We start from the raw sequence: 16427 nt of genomic DNA, 5'->3' as shown, positions 1-16427 counted from the left end.
CGTGACCGGGTGGGGGAGCGACGGCGTCAAGATCGCGTCAAGATGCCTTCGACCGGATGCCGAGCTGCGAGAAGGCGAGGGCGGCGACGGCCACCACCGTGAGCAGCACGAGCCCGACGCCGTATGCCGGCAGCACCTTCTCGTACGTCGCGCCGAGCACCAGCGGGGGGAAGTAGCCTCCGAGGCCACCTGCCGCCCCGACGAGCCCGGTCACGCTGCCGACCCGCTCGGGCGGCGCCGCCTCGGCCACCCACGCGAAGACGCCGCCGGTGCCGAGGCCGAGGAAGAAGGCCATCGCGACGAACGCGGCGCCGGCCGGCAGCTCGAGCGGAGGACGGAAGGCGAGCACCACGGCGAGGACCGCCGTGCCCGCGAGCGACATGCCGAGCACCGCCCGCGGCCCGATGCGGTCGCTGAGGACGCCACCGATCGGGCGAGCGACGACGGCGGCAATGGCGAAGCCGGCCGTGCGGGTGCCGGCCGAGGTGAGGTCGAAGGCGTAGACGTCCTTGAGGTAGGTCGGCAGGTAGGTCGAGAAGGCGACGAACCCGCCGAACGCCACGGCGTAGAGGAACGACATCTGCCACGTGATGGGCAGCTGCAGCGCCGCGCGCAGCTTCGGCAGGACGGGGTCGGTGTTCGGCGACCAGAGCGGCGAGTTGCGCATGGCGACCCAGCAGATCGCCGCCGTGATGACGAGGGCGGCGGCGAGGATCACGTGGGTCGCGGTGTAGCCGAACCACGTGACGAACCGCGGCGTGAAGAAGGCCGAGAGCGCCGTGCCGCCCATGCCGGCGCCGAAGAGGCCGGTGGCGAAGCCGCGCCGGTCGGCCGTGAACCACGCGTTGACGAAGGGGATGCCGACGGCGAAGGTCGTGCCGGCGATGCCGAGGAAGAAGCCGAAGAGGAGCAGCAGGGTGTAGGACCGCGCGTTGCCAGCCACCGCGACGAGCAGCACGAAGGGCACGCTGAGGAGGGTGAGCGCCGGGAACATGACGCGTCCGCCGAGGCGGTCGGTCAGTGCGCCCGCGAGGATGCGGCCCACGGAGCCGACGAGCACGGGTGTGGCGACGAGGAGCGCCTTCTGGCTGCTCGTCAGGCCCAGCTGCTCGGTGTAGCGCACCCCGAGGGGCCCGATGATGTTCCACGCCCAGAAGGTCACCGTGAAGGCGAACAGGGCGAGGGCGAGGTTGCGGCCCTGCCCCGAGAGATCCGGGGTGGTGGCCGCCGTGGTGGGTGTCGCCGTGCGACTCATCGGGTCTCCTCGTGCTGCTCGCGGTCCGGGGTGCCGACGCTGCTCCAGCCCGGTCGGGCCGAACGGGCGCCGGTCGTCCCGCGGTCGCGGGAGCGGTAGACGATGTAGGGGCGGAACAGGTAGTGCACGGGCGCGGTGAACGCGTGCACCAGACGGGTGAACGGCCACAGGGCGAAGAGCAGCATGCCGACGAGCGCGTGCACGTGGAACTGCACCGGCGCGGCCGCCATGGCAGCGACGTCGGGGCGCAGCAGCAGCACCGAGCGGAACCAGGGCGAGACGGTCTCGCGGTAGTTGTGCGCCTCGCTGCCCGCGCCGACGCTGACCAGGGTCGTCCAGAGGCCGAGCACGATGGCCGCCACGAGCAGGACGTACATCAGCTTGTCGTTGCGCGTCGTCGCCATGAAGACCGGCCCGGTGCGCCGGCGCCGGTACACGAGGATGAGGATGCCGGCAAGCGTGCAGACCCCGGCGAGGCCACCGAAGAGCAGCGCGTTGAAGTGGTAGAGCCCCTCGCTGACACCGACCGCCTCGGTCCACGCCTCCGGCACGACGAGCCCGCCGATGTGTCCGACGAGGACGAGCAGGATGCCGAAGTGGAAGAGCGGCGAGCCGATCCGCAGCAGCCGTGACTCGTAGAGCTGCGACGAGCGGGTGGTCCACCCGAACTTGTCGTAGCGGTAGCGCCACACCGTGCCGCCGACGAGGCTGGCGATGCAAAGGTAGGGCAGCACGCCCCAGAGGAACTTGTTCACGAGCGGCCTCCGGGCGTCGTGCCGGCCGAGACCGGCTGGAGCGGCAGCAGTCTCGGGTCGTAGGGCTCGAGCCCGACGGCCTCGCTCGGCTGCGCCCCGCTCATCCCGACCATCTCCATCACGGCGGCACGGTCGCGGGGTGACTCGCCCGGCAGGGTCGCGCACACGGCGACGACGGCGGCGGCATACGGGCTCTGCCGCTCCTGCAACGCGATCCTCAGCAGCTCGAGGCTGGCGCGGTAGCCCTGGAGCAGCGCCGCGCCGGCCTCGGGGTCGACCCTGGCGGAGAACTCGAGCACCATCGGGAGGTAGTCGGGCAGTTCGCCGTGCGTGTCGACGACCGCGCCGCTGTCGCGGTAGGCCTGCTTAAAGCGGCCGAGCACCTCGCCGCGACGCCGGGTGTCGCCGTCGGTCCAGTAGGAGAGGTACAGGGCGTGCTTTCGGCTGAGGTCGAAGGTGTCGACATAGGCCCTCTGGAGGTCCGGCAGGTCGGCCGCGGCCAGGTGCGCCACGAGCGCGCCCAGGGTCGTGGCGGCCGGGGAGTCGCCCTGCTCGGCCAAGGCGTCCCGCATGGCGGGCAGGGCGTCCGCGAGGTCGGCGGAGGGGTAGTCGAGGCAGCGGCCGGCCACGACGTGGACGACCCGGTGGTCGAGGGCCGGCCCGGAGCGGCGACGGCGCCCGATCACGACGACCGCCCCCCGTCCCGACCCGGGAACAGCCCCGGCGGGGCGCCGTTGCCGTCCCAGTTGAGCAGGTTGACCCGGCCCCGCAGCTCGTCGTCGGACGTGGGGGAGTCGGTGGTCTGGCGCTGCCGGAGCGCGTTGAACGTCTCGACCGCCACGGGGGCCGGCCGTCCGCTCGCCTCGCCGAACGGGCCGGAGTCGTACATGCCGGGCCCCTCGGCGTAGTCGAGCGAGCAGGCCAGCTCCTCGAGCTCGTGGGCCCGCTCGACGTGGGCGGTCGGGATGACGTAGCGGTCGGCGTACTTGGCGATCGCCATGAGGCGGTACATCTCGAGGAGCGACTCCTCACTCATCCCGACCGACGCGGGGATCGACGGGTCGCCGTCGCGGCCGAGGGACACGTCGCGCATGTAGGCGCGCATGGCGGCGAGCCTGCGAAGCACGCCGGTGACGACGTCGGTGCGCCCGGCGGTGAACAGCTCGGCGAGGTACTCGACGGGGATGCGCAGCGCCTCGATGGCGCCGAAGAGGACGTCGCTCCTCTCGGCGTCGTGGCCCTGCGAGGAGAGCACGTCGACGACGGGGGAGAGCGGTGGGACGTACCAGACCATCGGCATGGTGCGGTACTCCGGGTGGAGCGGCAGCGCCACCCGGTAGGTCTTGGCGAGGGCGTAGACCGGGCTCCGTCGGGCGGCGTCCATCCAGTCGTCAGGGATGCCGTCGCGCCGCGCGGCCGCGACGACCTCGGGGTCGCTCGGGTCGAGCATGAGGTCCAGCTGCGCCTCGTAGAGGTCGCCCTCGTCCGGGGTGGCGGAGGCCGCGGTGACGCGATCGGCGTCGTAGAGGAAGAGCCCGAGGTAGCGTAGCCGCCCGACGCACGTCTCGGAGCAGACCGTGGGGAGCCCGACCTCGATCCGCGGGTAGCAGAACGTGCACTTCTCGGCCTTACCGCTCTTGTGATTGAAGTAGATCTTCTTGTAGGGGCAGCCGGTGATGCACTGCCGCCAGCCGCGGCACCGGTCCTGGTCGACGAGGACGATGCCGTCCTCCTCGCGCTTGTAGATCGCGCCGGACGGGCACGAGGCCATGCACGACGGGTTGAGGCAGTGCTCGCAGATGCGCGGCAGGTAGAACATGAAGGTCTTCTCGAGCTCGAAGCGCACCGCGTCCTCCGACTGGCGCCGGAGGCGCTCGACGACGGGGTCGAGGTGGCCGAGCTGGCTCGCGCCGCCGAGGTTGTCGTCCCAGTTGGCCGACCACGTGATCCTCGTGTTCTCGCCGGTGATGAGCGACTTCGGCCGGGCGACCGGGAAGTCGTCGCCGAGGGGCGCCTCGACGAGCGTCTGGTAGTCGTAGGTCCACGGCTCGTAGTAGTCGGCGAGCCCGGGCTGGACGGGGCTCGCGAAGATGCCGAGCAGCTTCTGCACCCGGCCACCGGCCTTGAGCTTCAGGCTTCCCCGGTGGGTGAGGGTCCAGCCGCCGCGCCACGTCTCCTGGTCCTCGTACCGGCGGGGGTAGCCCTGGCCCGGCCGCGTCTCGACGTTGTTGAACCAGACGTACTCGGTGCCGGCCCGGTTGGTCCATGCCTGTTTGCACGTGACCGAGCAGGTGTGGCAGCCGATGCACTTGTCGAGGTTCATCACCATGCCCATCTGGGCCATGACGCGCATCAGTACGTCACCTCCTGGGAGCGCTTGCGCACCGTCGAGACCATGTCTCGCTGGTTGCCGGTGGGGCCGAGGTAGTTGAACGTGTAGGACAGCTGCGCGTAGCCGCCGATGAGGTGCGTGGGCTTGACGAGCAGGCGGGTCACCGAGTTGTGGATGCCGCCCCGTCGACCCGTCGCCTCCGACTTCGGCACGTCGATGGTGCGCTCCTGCGCGTGGTGGACGTAGACGACGCCCTCGGGCATCCGGTGGCTGACGATCGCCCGGCCGACGAGCACCCCGTTGTCGTTGACGCACTCGACCCAGTCGTTGTCGGCGACATCGATGGAGCCGGCGTCCTGGGGGCTCATCCAGACGGTCGGGCCGCCACGCGAGAGCGAGAGCATGAGCAGGTTGTCCTGGTACTCCGAGTGGATCGACCACTTCGAGTGCGGCGTCAGGTAGCGCACCGTCACCTGCTTGCCGCCGTCGGCTCCGAGCCTCGGCTCGCCGAAGAGCCGGTGCATGTCGAGCGGCGGGCGGTAGATCGGGAGGGCCTCGCCGACGTCCTGCATCCAGTCGTGGTCGAGGTAGAAGTGCATGCGACCGGTCAGGGTGTGGAAGGGCTTGAGCCGCTCGATGTTGACGGTGAAGGGGGCATAGCGTCGGCCACCGGTCTCCGAGCCCGACCACTCGGGCGAGGTGATGACGGGCACCGGCTGGACCTGGGTGTCGGCGAAGGTGATCCGCTTCTCCTCGGAGCCCTCGGCGAGGTCGACGAGCCTCTTGCCGACGCGCTCCTCGAGCGTGCGGAAGCCCTGAACCGCGAGGTGGCCGTTCGTCGTGCCCGAGAAGGTGAGGATCGCCTCGGCGAGCTTGGCGTCGGTGTCGAGGGCGGGACGTCCGTCACCGGCGCCGCCGAGCATGACGCCGTTCTTGGCCGCGAGGCGGGCCACCTCCTCCTCGACCCGGAACGTCACGTTCTTGACCGTGAAGCCCAGGCTGTCGGCGAGCGGGCCCACCGTGGCCAGCTTCTCGGCGATCGCGGTGTAGTCGCGCTCGACGACCTGGAAGACGGGCATCGTCTTCCCCGGTGTGCCCGGCTGCCCGGTGGTGCGCCAGTCGACCGCGCGCCCGCCCGGCTGCGCGGTCTCGCCGGCGGTGTCGTGCATGAGCGGCACGCTGACGAGGTCGCGTCGCACGCCGAGGTGGGTGCGCGCGAGGTCCGACAGCTTCTCGGCGAGGAGGTGGAACAGCTCGAAGTCGCTCTTGGCCTCCCACGGCGGGTCGATGGCCGGGGTGAAGGCGTGCACGAACGGGTGCATGTCGGTCGAGCTGAGGTCGTGCTTCTCATACCACGTCGCCGCGGGCAGCACGATGTCCGACAGGAGCGTCGTCGACGTCATGCGGAAGTCGGCCGACAGCAGCAGGTCGAGCTTGCCCTCGGGCGCCTCGTCGTGCCACTTCACCTCGGACGGCCTCGGCGCGTGGGGGTTCTCGCTGCCCATGACGTTGTGGTGGGTGCCGAGCAGGTTGCGCAGGAAGTACTCGTTGCCCTTCGCCGACGAGCCCATGAGGTTGCTGCGCCACAGAACGAGGGTGCGAGGCCAGTTCTCGGGGGCGTCGACGTCCTCGATGGCCGAGGTGAGCGAGCCGTCGTGCAGAGCGCCGGCCACGTATGCCGCCGTGCTGGCGGCGGTGCCCGCCTCGACGGCGGCTTGGGCGTCCTCGGCCACCTGCAGCGGGTTGGTGGCGAACTGGGGGTAGAACGGCATCCACCCCATGCGGGCGGACTGCGCGATGGTGTCGGCCGTGTGCTTGCCGCTCAGATGTCCTCTGGCGAGAGGGGAGCCCAGCGAGTCGGCCGAGTAGCCGTCGTTGCGCCACTGGTCAGTGTGCATGTACCAGTACGACGTGCCCGTCATGGTCCGCGGCGGCCGGCTCCAGTCGAGGGCGTTGGCGAGGCTGATCCAGCCGGTGATGGGCCGGCACTTCTCCTGGCCCACGTAGTGGGCCCAACCGCCGCCGTTGCGCCCCATGCAGCCGGTGAGGACGAGCAGCGAGAGGATGGCCCGGTAGGTGGCGTCGCCGTGGAACCACTGGCAGATGCCGGCACCCATGATGATCATCGAGCGGCCCTGCGACTGCTCGGAGTTCGTCGCGAACTCGCGAGCGATGCGAATGCACTGCTCGGCGGGCACCCCGGTGATCTCGGCCTGCCACGCGGGCGTGTAGGGCTCGGACACGTCGTCGTAGCCGGTGGGCCAGCTGCCCGGCAGACCCGGCCGCTCGACGCCGTACTGCGCGAGCATCAGGTCGTAGACGGTCGTCACGAGGTGGCCGCCGACGTGGCGTGCGGGCACGCCACGACGGAGCACGGACCCGGTGCCGTCCGGCTCGGCGAAGGCCGGGAGCAGCACCTCCACCGCCTTCGCTGGGCCACCGGCCATCGTCAGTGCAGGGCTGACGCCCTCGAGGTCGAGGTTCCACCGGCCCTTGCCGGAGTCGGCGTAGCGGAAGCCCATCGAGCCGTTCGGCACGACCGGCTGTCCCGTCGCTTCGTCGAGCAGCACCGTCTTCCATGCATCTTCGTCTGCGCCGGCACCGCCCTCGGCGGCGAGGTCGGCGGCGGTGAGGAACTTGCCGGGCACCCAGGGCACTGCTGCGCCGTCACCGGACGCGTCGGCATACGCCTCCACGGGAGGCTCGAGCCGGATGAGGAAGGGGAGGTCGCTGTAGGTGCGCACGTAGTCGGTGAAGAACGGCACCTCGCGGTCGACGAAGAACTCCTTGAGCAGCACGTGGCCCATGGCCATGGCGAGCGCGGCGTCGGTGCCCGCCTGGGCCGGCATCCACTCGTCGGCGAACTTCGTGTTGTCGGCGTAGTCGGGGCTGACGGTCACGACCTTCGTGCCGCGGTAGCGCACCTCGGCCATCCAGTGCGCGTCGGGCGTGCGGGTCACGGGCACGTTGGAGCCCCACATCACGAGGTAGGTCGCGTCCCACCAGTCGCCCGACTCCGGCACGTCCGTCTGGTCGCCGAAGACCTGGGGGCTCGCGACGGGCAGGTCCGCGTACCAGTCGTAGAAGCTCGTCATGACGCCGCCGATGAGCTGGATGAAACGCGTGCCGACACAGTGCGAGACCATCGACATCGCCGGGATCGGGGAGAAGCCGGCGACCCGGTCGGGGCCGTACTTTTTGATGGTGTGCACGTGGGCGGCTGCGGCGATCTCGACGGCCTCGCCCCACGACGCCCGCACCAGCCCGCCCTTGCCGCGGGCACTCTGATAGCGGCGTCGCTTGACCGGGTCGGTCGTGATCTCGTGCCAGGCCGCGACGGGGTCGCCGAGCCGCGTCCTGGCCTCGCGGTACAGCTCGAGCAGCACCCCCCGCACGTACGGGTAGCGCACCCGGGTGGGGGAGTAGGTGTACCAGGAGAAGGCGGCGCCGCGCGGGCAGCCGCGGGGCTCGTACTCCGGGCGGTCCGGGCCGACCGAGGGGTAGTCGGTCTGCTGCGTCTCCCACGTGATGATCCCGTCCTTGACGTAGACCTTCCACGAGCACGAGCCGGTGCAGTTGACTCCGTGGGTCGAGCGCACGACCTTGTCGTGGCTCCAGCGGTCGCGGTAGAAGACGTCACCGGCACGCCCACCGGACCGGTAGACCGCCCGCCCGTCGTCGGACTCCTCCCAGCGGGTGAAGAAGCGGCCGGCGCGCAGGAGCGCGTCCGACGCGGGGCCGTCGAGCGCTGGCGTGGGTCGTGCGGCGGTCACGAGGGCACCTCTCGTCGGTGGCGGTGGGGCGCGGCCGATCAAGGGTCGCGACGCACCCTGCGAGGCCCTGTCGGGAGTCCTCCAAATGCTGCGTCTACGTCGACCTCTTCCCGCCGGGCGGTGGTTCCGAGGACGGTGACCCTCGCGCCTCACAGTAGCGAGTCCCGCCGTGCGGCGGGGCAATTCGCACTCATCGCCCTCATCTTCAGGGGTCGCCCGTTGGAGTGCCGGCTTGATCGACTATCCTCCAAATCACGTAAAAGAGCGGCACGGTGGAGGACCTGATGCGTGATGAGGTGGGGGAGGCGGCGGCTGACGCCGAGGGTGTCGGCGGCACCCGACGGGCGGTGCTCGACCGCGTCCTGGCCGAGTCCGGCGACCCGCGCGCCGACGGTTCGGGCCTGACGGCGGCGCAGGTCGGCCGCCTGCTCGGCATCCACGTGAGCACGGCCCGCTGGCACCTCGAGCGTCTCGTCGTGGCGGGTGACCTCGTCGCCGGCGAACGTCGCGGTGGGGTGGGTCGTCCCCGCAAGGTGTACCGCGCGGCCGGGACGCACGCTCCCGGCCTGGGCGGGGCGGACGCCCTCGACTCGTTCGCGGCGCTGCTCACCGCGACGTGGGCGCAGGCCCGCGAGGGTGGTGAGCGCGTGGCCCCGGAGGAGGCCGGGGCTCAGTGGGTCGCCGACCGCACCAGCGCGGACACCCCGACGCAGGCCCCTGCCGGCACGACCGGGGCCTGGCTCGGCAAGGTGGGCCTCACCGTCGACATCCTCGCCGAGTGGGGCTACGAGCCCGAGCTGCGGACGGCCGACCGCGGCCGCACGATCGAGCTCACCCTGCACGACTGCCCGTTCGCAGCCATGGCGCGCGCCCACCCGGAGGTGGTCTGCGGCATCCACCTCGGCCTGCTCAGGGGCACGCTCGCCGCGGTCGGGGAGCCGGACGCCGGCGTCGAGCTGCAGCCCTTCGTGACCGCGTCGTCGTGCACGGCGCGGATGTCGCGCGCCCACTGAGAGGCCGAACCTCGACCGCACGCCCCGCCACGCGGATCACGGCATCGGTGCGACGGGGAGGCCGCTCGAGGCGGCATCCATGATGCGGCGCCAGATCGGGGCGGCGTAGCAGGCGCCCGTCATCGAGGCGCAGCTCTTGCCCGCCATCGACACGTTGAACATCGGGCGGTTCTGCTGCGTCGGGTTGCCCACCCAGACCGCCGTCGCCAGCTGCGGGGTGTAGCCGACGAACCACGACTGGGCGTTGGCGTTCGACGTGCCGGTCTTGCCCGCGGACGGCCGACCGGAGAGCTGGTTGAGGATGCCGGAGCCGTGCGTCATGTTGTCCTCGAGCAGCTGCGTCGTCTGCCGCACCGCCCGGGCGTCGGCGACACGGGTGCACGACGGGGCGACGGCGAGGAGAGTGCGGCCCGCGCGGGTGACGCTCGTGACCGGCCGGGTGCGGCACAGGACGCCGCCGGTGGCGAGGCCGGCATACGCGTCGGCCATCGTCTGGGGCGACACCTGCTGGGCGCCGAGCACCACCTGGGGCGGGTAGGTGCCGATCGGGCCGCCGCTCGCGTCGTGCACGCCGAAGGCGGTCATCGTGCTCCGGATCGCGCAGACCCCGATGTGAGCGGCGAGCGCCACGAAGGCCGTGTTCGTCGACTGCTCGGTCGCCGTCGACAGCGGCATCCGGCCGCCGTGCCACGCTTCGTCGTTGTAGACACGCCAGGGCCGCGACAGTCCGCACGGCTGGGGAAAGTCCTTGGGGTGGAAGGTCGCCGGGTGCGCACTGTCGGCGGCGGGTGCGTCGACGCTCGCACCGGTGCCCAGCCCCTGCTCCATCGCCGTCACGAGGGAGAAGGCCTTGGCGGTCGAGCCGAACTGGAAGCCCCTCGACCCGCCGTAGCGCGCGTCGACCGCGTAGTCGAGCTCCGTCGTGCCGGCCGACGACCCGCTGCCGTATGCCGTGTCCTGCCCGAGCGCGACGACGTCGCCGGTGCCCGGCCGGGTCACGTAGGCCGCCGCCGCGACACCGAGCGCGTTGCCGCGCGGTGCCACCGCCGGCAGGGCCCGGTCGACGTCCCGCTCCACGTCCGGGTCGAGCGTCGTGCGGACCGTGATCCCGCCCCGGAAGAGCAGGTCGCGCCGGGCCTGCCGGGTCGGGCCGAGCTCGGGCTCCTGCTCGAGCCAGCTGACGACGAAGGAGCAGAAGTAGGGGTGGGTGGAGCTCGCGCACGTCGTCGGCTCGTGGGTGACGTGCAGGTCCGCCGCGAGCGGACGGTGCACGGCGGCCTGCCACTGGGCGCGGCTGACGAGCCCCAGCGCGAGCATCCGGCCGAGCACGACGTCGCGGCGCGCCTTCGCTGCTGCCGGGTGCGACACGGGGTCGGTCGTGCTCGGGCTCTGCACGAGGCCCGCCAGCGTCGCCGCCTCGGTCAGCGTGAGGGCCGAGGCGTGGACGCCGAAGTCGCGCTGGGCCGCCGCCTCGACGCCGTAGGCGCCGGCGCCGTAGTAGGCGAGGTTGAGGTATCCCTCGAGGATGCGGTCCTTGCTCCACGCGCGTTCGAGCGCGGCGGCATACCGCAGCTCGGTCAGCTTGCGCGGCAGGGTCTTCTCCACGGCGGCGGCGGCCGCCGCGTCGTGGCCGGCCGCGAGCGCCTGCGACTGCAGCGTCAGCTTGACGAGCTGCTGGGTCAGGGTCGAGGCGCCCTCGCCGGCGGTGCCCGTGCGCAGGTCCGACACGGCCGCACGCACGAGCCCCTGCACGTCGATGGGCCCGTGCTCGTAGAACCGGCTGTCCTCGATGGCGACCTGGGCCTGCCGCATGACCGGCGCGACGGCCGCCAGCGGCACGACGACGCGGTCCTCGTCGCCGGGGGCGACGATGAGCGAGCCGTCGGCGGCGAGGATCTGCGAGCGCTGCTCGGGCGCCGCCGTGGTCAGCACCGACGGCAGGTCGGTGAAGTCCGCGCCGCCGGCGGAGGCGAGCGCACCGACGGCCGCGACGGGTGGGGCCGCGAGGCCCGCGCCCAGCGCGCCCAGCACGACGGCCGCCGCGACGAAGGCGACGAGCAGCCGTCCGGTCCCCCGAGCACCGGTCCCGCGAACTGCGTCCACCCCTCGACGCTAGGGCGCGATCCTGCTCGTCAGGTGGGAGCGCGGTGGACGTCTGCCGAACGTGCGCGGGAGGTCGTCGTCGGCGTCACCGCTCGGGCAGCGCACCGGTCTCGATGACGTGCAGGGCGATCGTGGGCAGCTTCGTGTTGGTCTCCTGGCTGCGGCGGCGCAGCAGCTCGAAGGCGTCGTCGCGCGTCACGCGGTGGAGCGCCATGAGGATGCCCATGGCCGCGCCGATGTCGCGGCTCCGTTGCAGGGCGTGGACGAGGTGCTCGCACCTCGAGGTCAGCGCGGCGATCTGGTCACGCAGCACGGTGACGTCGACACCGCACGTCGGGCAGTGGTCGAACGGGGCCGGGGCGTCCGGGTCCTGGAACGGGGTCATGACGATCCTGCAGGCAGAGGCGCTCGGCTCCCGGCTCGCTTCAGGACTGCGCCGCGCTGATGCTAGCAATGCCCACGGGCTCGCGTGGCCCGGGCCCGCCGGTCAGGCGCTGAACGTCCAGGTGGTCGTGCTCGTGTAGGTCTCCCCGGGGCGCAGCACGTTCGAGGGGAAGCCGGCGTGGTTGAGCGCGTCAGGGAAACCCTGCGTCTCCAAGGCGATTCCCGCGTTGGGGCCGTATGCCGTGCCCGACGTCCCGACGACCGTGCCGTCGAAGTGCGCCCCGGTGTAGACCTGCACGCCGGGCTGGTCGCTCTCCACGACGAGCGTGCGCCCCGAGGTGCCGCGCAGGGTGGCGACGTGGCGCAGTCCCGTGCCGCGCACCGCGAAGTTGTGGTCGAGGCCACCGCCGAGCGCCACCTGCTCGTCGTGGGCGCCGAGCGCCTCGGTGATCGGTCGGGAGGCGCGGAAGTCGAACGGCGTGCCCGTGACGTCGCGCTGCTCCCCGGTCGGCACCAGCCCGGGGCCGACGACCGTGAAGGCGTCGGACGAGAGCTGCAGCGAGTGGTCGTCGACGCGGCCGGATGCCTCACCGTCGAGGTTGACGTAGGTGTGGTTCGTCAGGCTGACCGGGGTCGGGCGGTCTGTCGTCGCGGAGTAGCCGATGCGCACGACACCCGGCGCGACGGCATACGTCACCGTCACGTCGAGCGCGCCGGGGAAGCCCTGGTCGCCGTCCGGGCTGTGCAGCCCGAAGGTCACGCGGTCGGGCGCGCGGTCGAGCACGGCCCACTCGCGGCGGTCGAAGCCCTCCGGGCCGCCGTGCAGCGTGTTGCCCGCCTCGTTCGTCTCCACCCGCACCTCGTCGCCGTCGAGGGTGAACCGCCCGCCGGCGATGCGGTTGCCGACCCGCCCGATCGTCGCCCCGAGGTAGTCGGTGCCGGTGCCGTAGAGCGCCGGGTCGGCGAACCCGAGCACGACGTCGACCGGTCCGTTGCCGCCGTCGAGCACGAGGCGCCGCACGGCGGCCCCGGCCGTGACGACCTCGAGGAGGAGTCCGTCGGCGGTGAGCTCGATCGTCGTGGGCTCGGCGGTCGCCATGGTGCTCCTCGGCTCGGTGGGGCGGGTCACGCCGAAGTATGCCGGGGGCCCGGACCAAAAGGAGAGGCGCGGTGTCGGTGGTCGTCGGTAGCGTTCAGTGATTGTGACCATGACGACGCAGGGGCAGCACGAGGCAGAGGTCTCGAACGGGGACTCGAGACCTGGACCGGCCGCGCCGTCCGGGGTGCCGGCCGGCCGTGCGCCGGTCGACTGGCGCCGGGTGCGCCGTCCGCTGACGGTCGTCTGCTTCTCGATGTCGCTCGTCGGCGCCGTCGCCGCGTCGCTCGGCTCGATGGTGGCGGGCCGGCTGGCCGCGAACCCCACGTCGACCCTCGTGCTCCTGCTCGCGGCGGCCGTCGTCGGGGGAGCGCTCGTCGACACCGTCGCCAAGATGATGTGGGCGACGGTGTGCGACCGGGCCGAGGGCCGCCTGCGGGCCGACCTGCTCGACGCCGCCATGGCGCAGCCGCTCTCGGAGCTGTCGGAGCAGGCCGTCGGCGAGGTGCTCGACCGCATCGACGACGACACGTGGGAGGTCGGCCAGCTGATGCGCTGGGGCGTGTGGCAGGCCGTGCGCACGGCCCTCGCCTCCGGGCCGCTCTGGGTCGTCGCGAGCCTCACCTGGTGGCCGGCCGCGATCCTCTTCCCCCTCACCGGCCTCGCGACCTACTGGGTCGTGCGCCGGCTGCTGCCGCGGGTCGCCGAGCGCAAGGTCGTCGAGGAGGCCGCGTGGACCGACCACGCCGCCTCCACCGAGGAGGGCATCGCCGCCCGCGACGACCTGCGCACGGCGCTCGGCCAGGCGCACGTGCTGGGCCGCAACGCGCGGATGGCCGCTCGCGTGCACACCGCCCTCGACCGCGTGCTCCAGGTCGAGGCCCGGATCACGCGGCGCAGCGGCGGGCTGCTCCACGGCGCGCTCGCCGCGGTGGCCGTCGTCGGCACCGCTCTCGTGCTGGGCGGCGCCCTCTCGACGGCCCGCCTCGTCACGCTCTTCCTCGTCACGACGATGTTCGTCGGTGGCGTCGACATGCTCGCGCGGCACCTGCCCGACCTGCAGGAGGGCTTCGGTGCCGTGCTGCGACTGCGCTCGATGCTCGCCTCGCCGGCCGAGCCCGCAGGAGGTATGCCGCTGCCCGCAGGACCGCTCGACGTCGAGTTCCGTGGTCTCGAGTTCTCCTACGGCACCGGCACCTTCGCGCTGCGCGGCGTCGACCTCGCGGTCCCGGCCGGCCACACGTGCGCGCTCGTGGGGCGCACGGGCTCGGGCAAGTCGACGCTCGCCTCGCTCCTGTCGCGTGCCGTCGAGCCGCCGCGGGGCTCGGTGCTCCTCGGGGGCACCGACGTGCGCGACCTCGACCTCCAGCAGCTGCGGGCCGCCATCGGCGTCGTCACGCAGCGCACCGAGGTGCTGGCCGGCACGCTGGCCGAGAACATGACGCTCTTCGGCGACGTGCCGCGGGCGCGCGTCGAGGCCGCCGTCGCCGAGCTCGGCCTCGTCGACTGGGTGGCAGGCCTGCCCGACGGCCTCGACACCATGCTCGGCCCGGGCGGCACCACCCTCTCCGCCGGTGAGGAGCAGCTCGTGGCCTTCGCCCGGCTGCTCGTCCGTGACGTGCGGGTGGTCGTGCTCGACGAGGCCACCGCGCGCATGGACCCCGTCACCGAGGCCCGGGTCGTGCGGGCGGCCGACCGGCTCATCTCGGGGCGCACCGGCATCCTCGTCGCGCACCGGCTCTCGACGACCGAGCGGGCCGAGCAGGTGGCCGTGCTCGAGTCGGGCCGCGTAGTGCAGCAGGGTCCCCGGGCCGAGCTCGCAGCCGCGGACGGGCCGTTCCGCCGGCTCCTCGACGCGGCCGCGCACGAGGTGGCCGTCGAGGAGCACCACCACGACGCAGCGACGATCGGGTCGGTGCGGCGCAGCACCACCCCGCCGCCGTCCCCGTCGCTCGAGCCCACGCCCGGCCTCGCCCGGCAGGTGCTGCACGCCGTGCGCATCCAGCCGCAGTGGGGCCTGCTCGGCGCCTCGCTCTTCCTCGTCGCCTCGGTCACCGGCGCCTTCGGGGCCGTCACCGGCTGGTTCTGGGGACTCGTCGTCACCGACCTCCAGCAGGGCCGCAACCCCGGGTGGCGCCTGGCAGCCCTCGTCGTCTCGCTCGTCGCCGGCCCGCTCGTGCTGTCGCAGGCCTTCCGGTCCTACCCGCACTGGTGGGTCGAGGTCCGCCTGCGGGTGCGCGCCGCGGTGCTCGCCGGCCAGACCGCGCAGCGCCGCCTCGAGCGCACCCCGGCGGGCGAGGTCGTCGCCCGCACCATGGATGCCGACCGGCTCGCCCGCTACACCGACCGCTGGGTCGACTTCGTCAACGGGCTCGTCGTGGCCGCCATGACCGCGCTCATCGCCCGCTCCTGGCTGGCCGGCGCCGTGCTGCTCGTCGTCATGGTCGTCTCCGCCCTCGCCTCGACCCTCGGCCGGCCCGTCGCCGGTCGCTCGGCGGCGGCGGCCTCGACGGCCCGCGCCGGGTTCGGCCGCTCGCTCGTGTCGGCGCTCGAGTCCATCCGCACCGTCAAGCTCGCTGCAGCCACGCCGCAGGTGCACGAGCACCTGCGCCGGGTCGACGGCGGACGCGTCGACGCCGCCGTGCGCGAGCACCGGGTGCAGGCCCTGCTCGACGGCGTGCCCGTCGTCATGGTCCAGTGCGGCGTGGTCGCCGCCTGGGCTGGCTACCTCCACGGCACGTGGACCCTCGCCATCGCGCTGCTCGTCGCCAACGCGGTCAGTGGCTTCGACTGGTTCGGCCGGGTCGCCGGCTCCGTCGTCACTGAGGCACCCGGGGTGCGGTCGTGGATGAACGCCACGAGCCGCCTCGCAGGCGGTGGCGACCTGATGGTCCTCCCCGCGGGCATGGACCTCGTGCAGGGAGTCGCCGCGGCGCCCCGTGCCGGCGAGCGCGAGCCGCTGCGCACCCTCACGCTGCGCGACGTCACCGCCGTGCACGACGACGGCACCGTCGGCGTCGAGCACGTCGACCTGACCGTCACCGCGGGAGAGCTCGTGCTGCTCCTCGGCCAGGTCGGCTCGGGCAAGTCGAGCCTGCTGTCGTCGCTCGCGGGGCTCACCGCCCACACCGGCGAGGTGGCCTGGAACGGACGTGTGCTGAGCTCGCCGGAGGACGAGCTGCGACCGGGCCGGGTGGCGCACATCGCCCAGGTGCCGCGCGTGCTCTCCGGCACCTTCACCGACAACGTCGCGCTCGACCACGGCGAGCGGCGCGTCGAGCCGGCCCTCGCGGCCGCCCGGATGGAGCGCGACGTCGCCGAGGCCGGCGGCCCCGACTCGCTCGTCGGTCACCGCGGCGTGCGGCTCTCGGGCGGGCAGGTGCAGCGCCTCGCCCTCGCCCGCGCGGTGGCCTGCGAGAGCGACCTGCTCCTCGCGGACGACGTCTCGTCGGCTCTCGACGCCGCCACCGAGATCGAGCTGTGGGCGGCACTCCGCTCCGGCGGAGCGACGGTCATCGGCGCCACGAGCAAGGCGGCCGCGCTCGCCCAGGCCGACCGTGTCGTCGTGCTCGACGCAGGGCGGGTCGTGGCGGCGGCGCCGTGGCGCGAGCTCAGCCCGAGCTGGGGTCACCTGGCCGGCTGAGGCCACCGGCCGGCATCCGGCCGGCGGACGGCCACGGGCCGGCGCACCACGGGCGCCGGTGTGCTCGTAGGGT

10 protein-coding genes are annotated in these 16427 nt (G+C 72.8%); 2 read left to right on the top strand and 8 right to left on the bottom strand.

Translation table 11 applies throughout. The features are described from left to right. Positions 1 to 37 precede the first annotated feature (37 nt). From ABT295_RS04245 to ABT295_RS04225, 5 genes are read right to left on the bottom strand one after another with little or no spacing between them, the layout of a single operon-like run. Positions 38 to 1255, bottom strand: coding sequence for an MFS transporter (locus tag ABT295_RS04245; RefSeq protein ID WP_352393163.1), 1218 nt, complete (start codon positions 1253 to 1255; stop codon positions 38 to 40). Next, complete coding sequence (narI, locus tag ABT295_RS04240) at positions 1252 to 2010, bottom strand: respiratory nitrate reductase subunit gamma (RefSeq protein ID WP_352393162.1); 759 nt, start codon at positions 2008 to 2010, stop codon at positions 1252 to 1254. Before narI ends, ABT295_RS04245 begins: the two co-directional genes overlap by 4 nt. Continuing rightward, the gene (narJ, locus tag ABT295_RS04235; RefSeq protein WP_352393161.1) at positions 2007 to 2696 is read right to left on the bottom strand and encodes a nitrate reductase molybdenum cofactor assembly chaperone; all 690 of its coding nucleotides are present in this window, start codon (positions 2694 to 2696) and stop codon (positions 2007 to 2009) included. Before narJ ends, narI begins: the two co-directional genes overlap by 4 nt. Further along, a complete protein-coding gene (gene narH / locus ABT295_RS04230; RefSeq protein WP_352393160.1) occupies positions 2693 to 4363 on the bottom strand; it encodes a nitrate reductase subunit beta in 1671 nt (556 codons plus the stop codon). Before narH ends, narJ begins: the two co-directional genes overlap by 4 nt. Next, positions 4363 to 8115 (bottom strand): nitrate reductase subunit alpha, encoded by a 3753-nt coding sequence (locus ABT295_RS04225; RefSeq protein WP_352393159.1) that lies wholly within the window; start codon positions 8113 to 8115, stop codon positions 4363 to 4365. Before ABT295_RS04225 ends, narH begins: the two co-directional genes overlap by 1 nt. Before the next feature lie 284 nt (positions 8116 to 8399). On the opposite strand from ABT295_RS04225, the gene ABT295_RS04220 reads away from it, so the two are divergent. Continuing rightward, positions 8400 to 9128, top strand: coding sequence for a helix-turn-helix transcriptional regulator (locus tag ABT295_RS04220; RefSeq protein ID WP_352393158.1), 729 nt, complete (start codon positions 8400 to 8402; stop codon positions 9126 to 9128). A 36-nt stretch (positions 9129 to 9164) separates the two neighbouring features. On the opposite strand, the gene ABT295_RS04215 is transcribed toward ABT295_RS04220, so the two are convergent. From ABT295_RS04215 to ABT295_RS04205, 3 genes are all read right to left on the bottom strand, one after another. Continuing rightward, positions 9165 to 11231 carry a transglycosylase domain-containing protein gene (locus ABT295_RS04215; protein ID WP_352393157.1) on the bottom strand — a complete coding sequence of 689 codons (2067 nt, stop codon included), beginning with the start codon at positions 11229 to 11231 and terminating at the stop codon, positions 9165 to 9167. An 85-nt stretch (positions 11232 to 11316) separates the two neighbouring features. Next, positions 11317 to 11616 carry an ANTAR domain-containing protein gene (locus ABT295_RS04210; RefSeq protein ID WP_352393156.1) on the bottom strand — a complete coding sequence of 100 codons (300 nt, stop codon included), beginning with the start codon at positions 11614 to 11616 and terminating at the stop codon, positions 11317 to 11319. Positions 11617 to 11718: 102 nt separating this feature from the next. After that, positions 11719 to 12744: an aldose epimerase family protein gene (locus ABT295_RS04205; RefSeq protein ID WP_352393155.1), complete on the bottom strand. Its 1026-nt coding sequence runs from the start codon at positions 12742 to 12744 to the stop codon at positions 11719 to 11721. 79 nt (positions 12745 to 12823) lie between these two features. Between ABT295_RS04205 and ABT295_RS04200 the strand changes: the two genes are divergently transcribed. Next, positions 12824 to 16354, top strand: a complete 3531-nt coding sequence (locus ABT295_RS04200; protein WP_352393154.1) for an ATP-binding cassette domain-containing protein — start codon at positions 12824 to 12826, stop codon at positions 16352 to 16354. Positions 16355 to 16427 lie beyond the last annotated feature (73 nt).

Source organism: Terrabacter sp. NPDC000476 (genome assembly GCF_040300125.1).
GTDB lineage: Bacteria > Actinomycetota > Actinomycetes > Actinomycetales > Dermatophilaceae > Terrabacter.
This window is presented reverse-complemented; position numbering and strand designations above follow the sequence as displayed.

What these genes read in the sequence shown, in the direction of transcription:
- ABT295_RS04220 (WP_352393158.1), top strand. Translation starts at nt 8,400, where the DNA reads ATGCGTGATGAGGTGGGGGAGGCGGCGGCTGACGCCGAGGGTGTCGGC.
- narH (WP_352393160.1), bottom strand. Translation starts at nt 4,363, where the DNA reads ATGCGCGTCATGGCCCAGATGGGCATGGTGATGAACCTCGACAAGTGC.
- ABT295_RS04200 (WP_352393154.1), top strand. Translation starts at nt 12,824, where the DNA reads ATGACGACGCAGGGGCAGCACGAGGCAGAGGTCTCGAACGGGGACTCG.
- ABT295_RS04245 (WP_352393163.1), bottom strand. Translation starts at nt 1,255, where the DNA reads ATGAGTCGCACGGCGACACCCACCACGGCGGCCACCACCCCGGATCTC.
- ABT295_RS04210 (WP_352393156.1), bottom strand. Translation starts at nt 11,616, where the DNA reads ATGACCCCGTTCCAGGACCCGGACGCCCCGGCCCCGTTCGACCACTGC.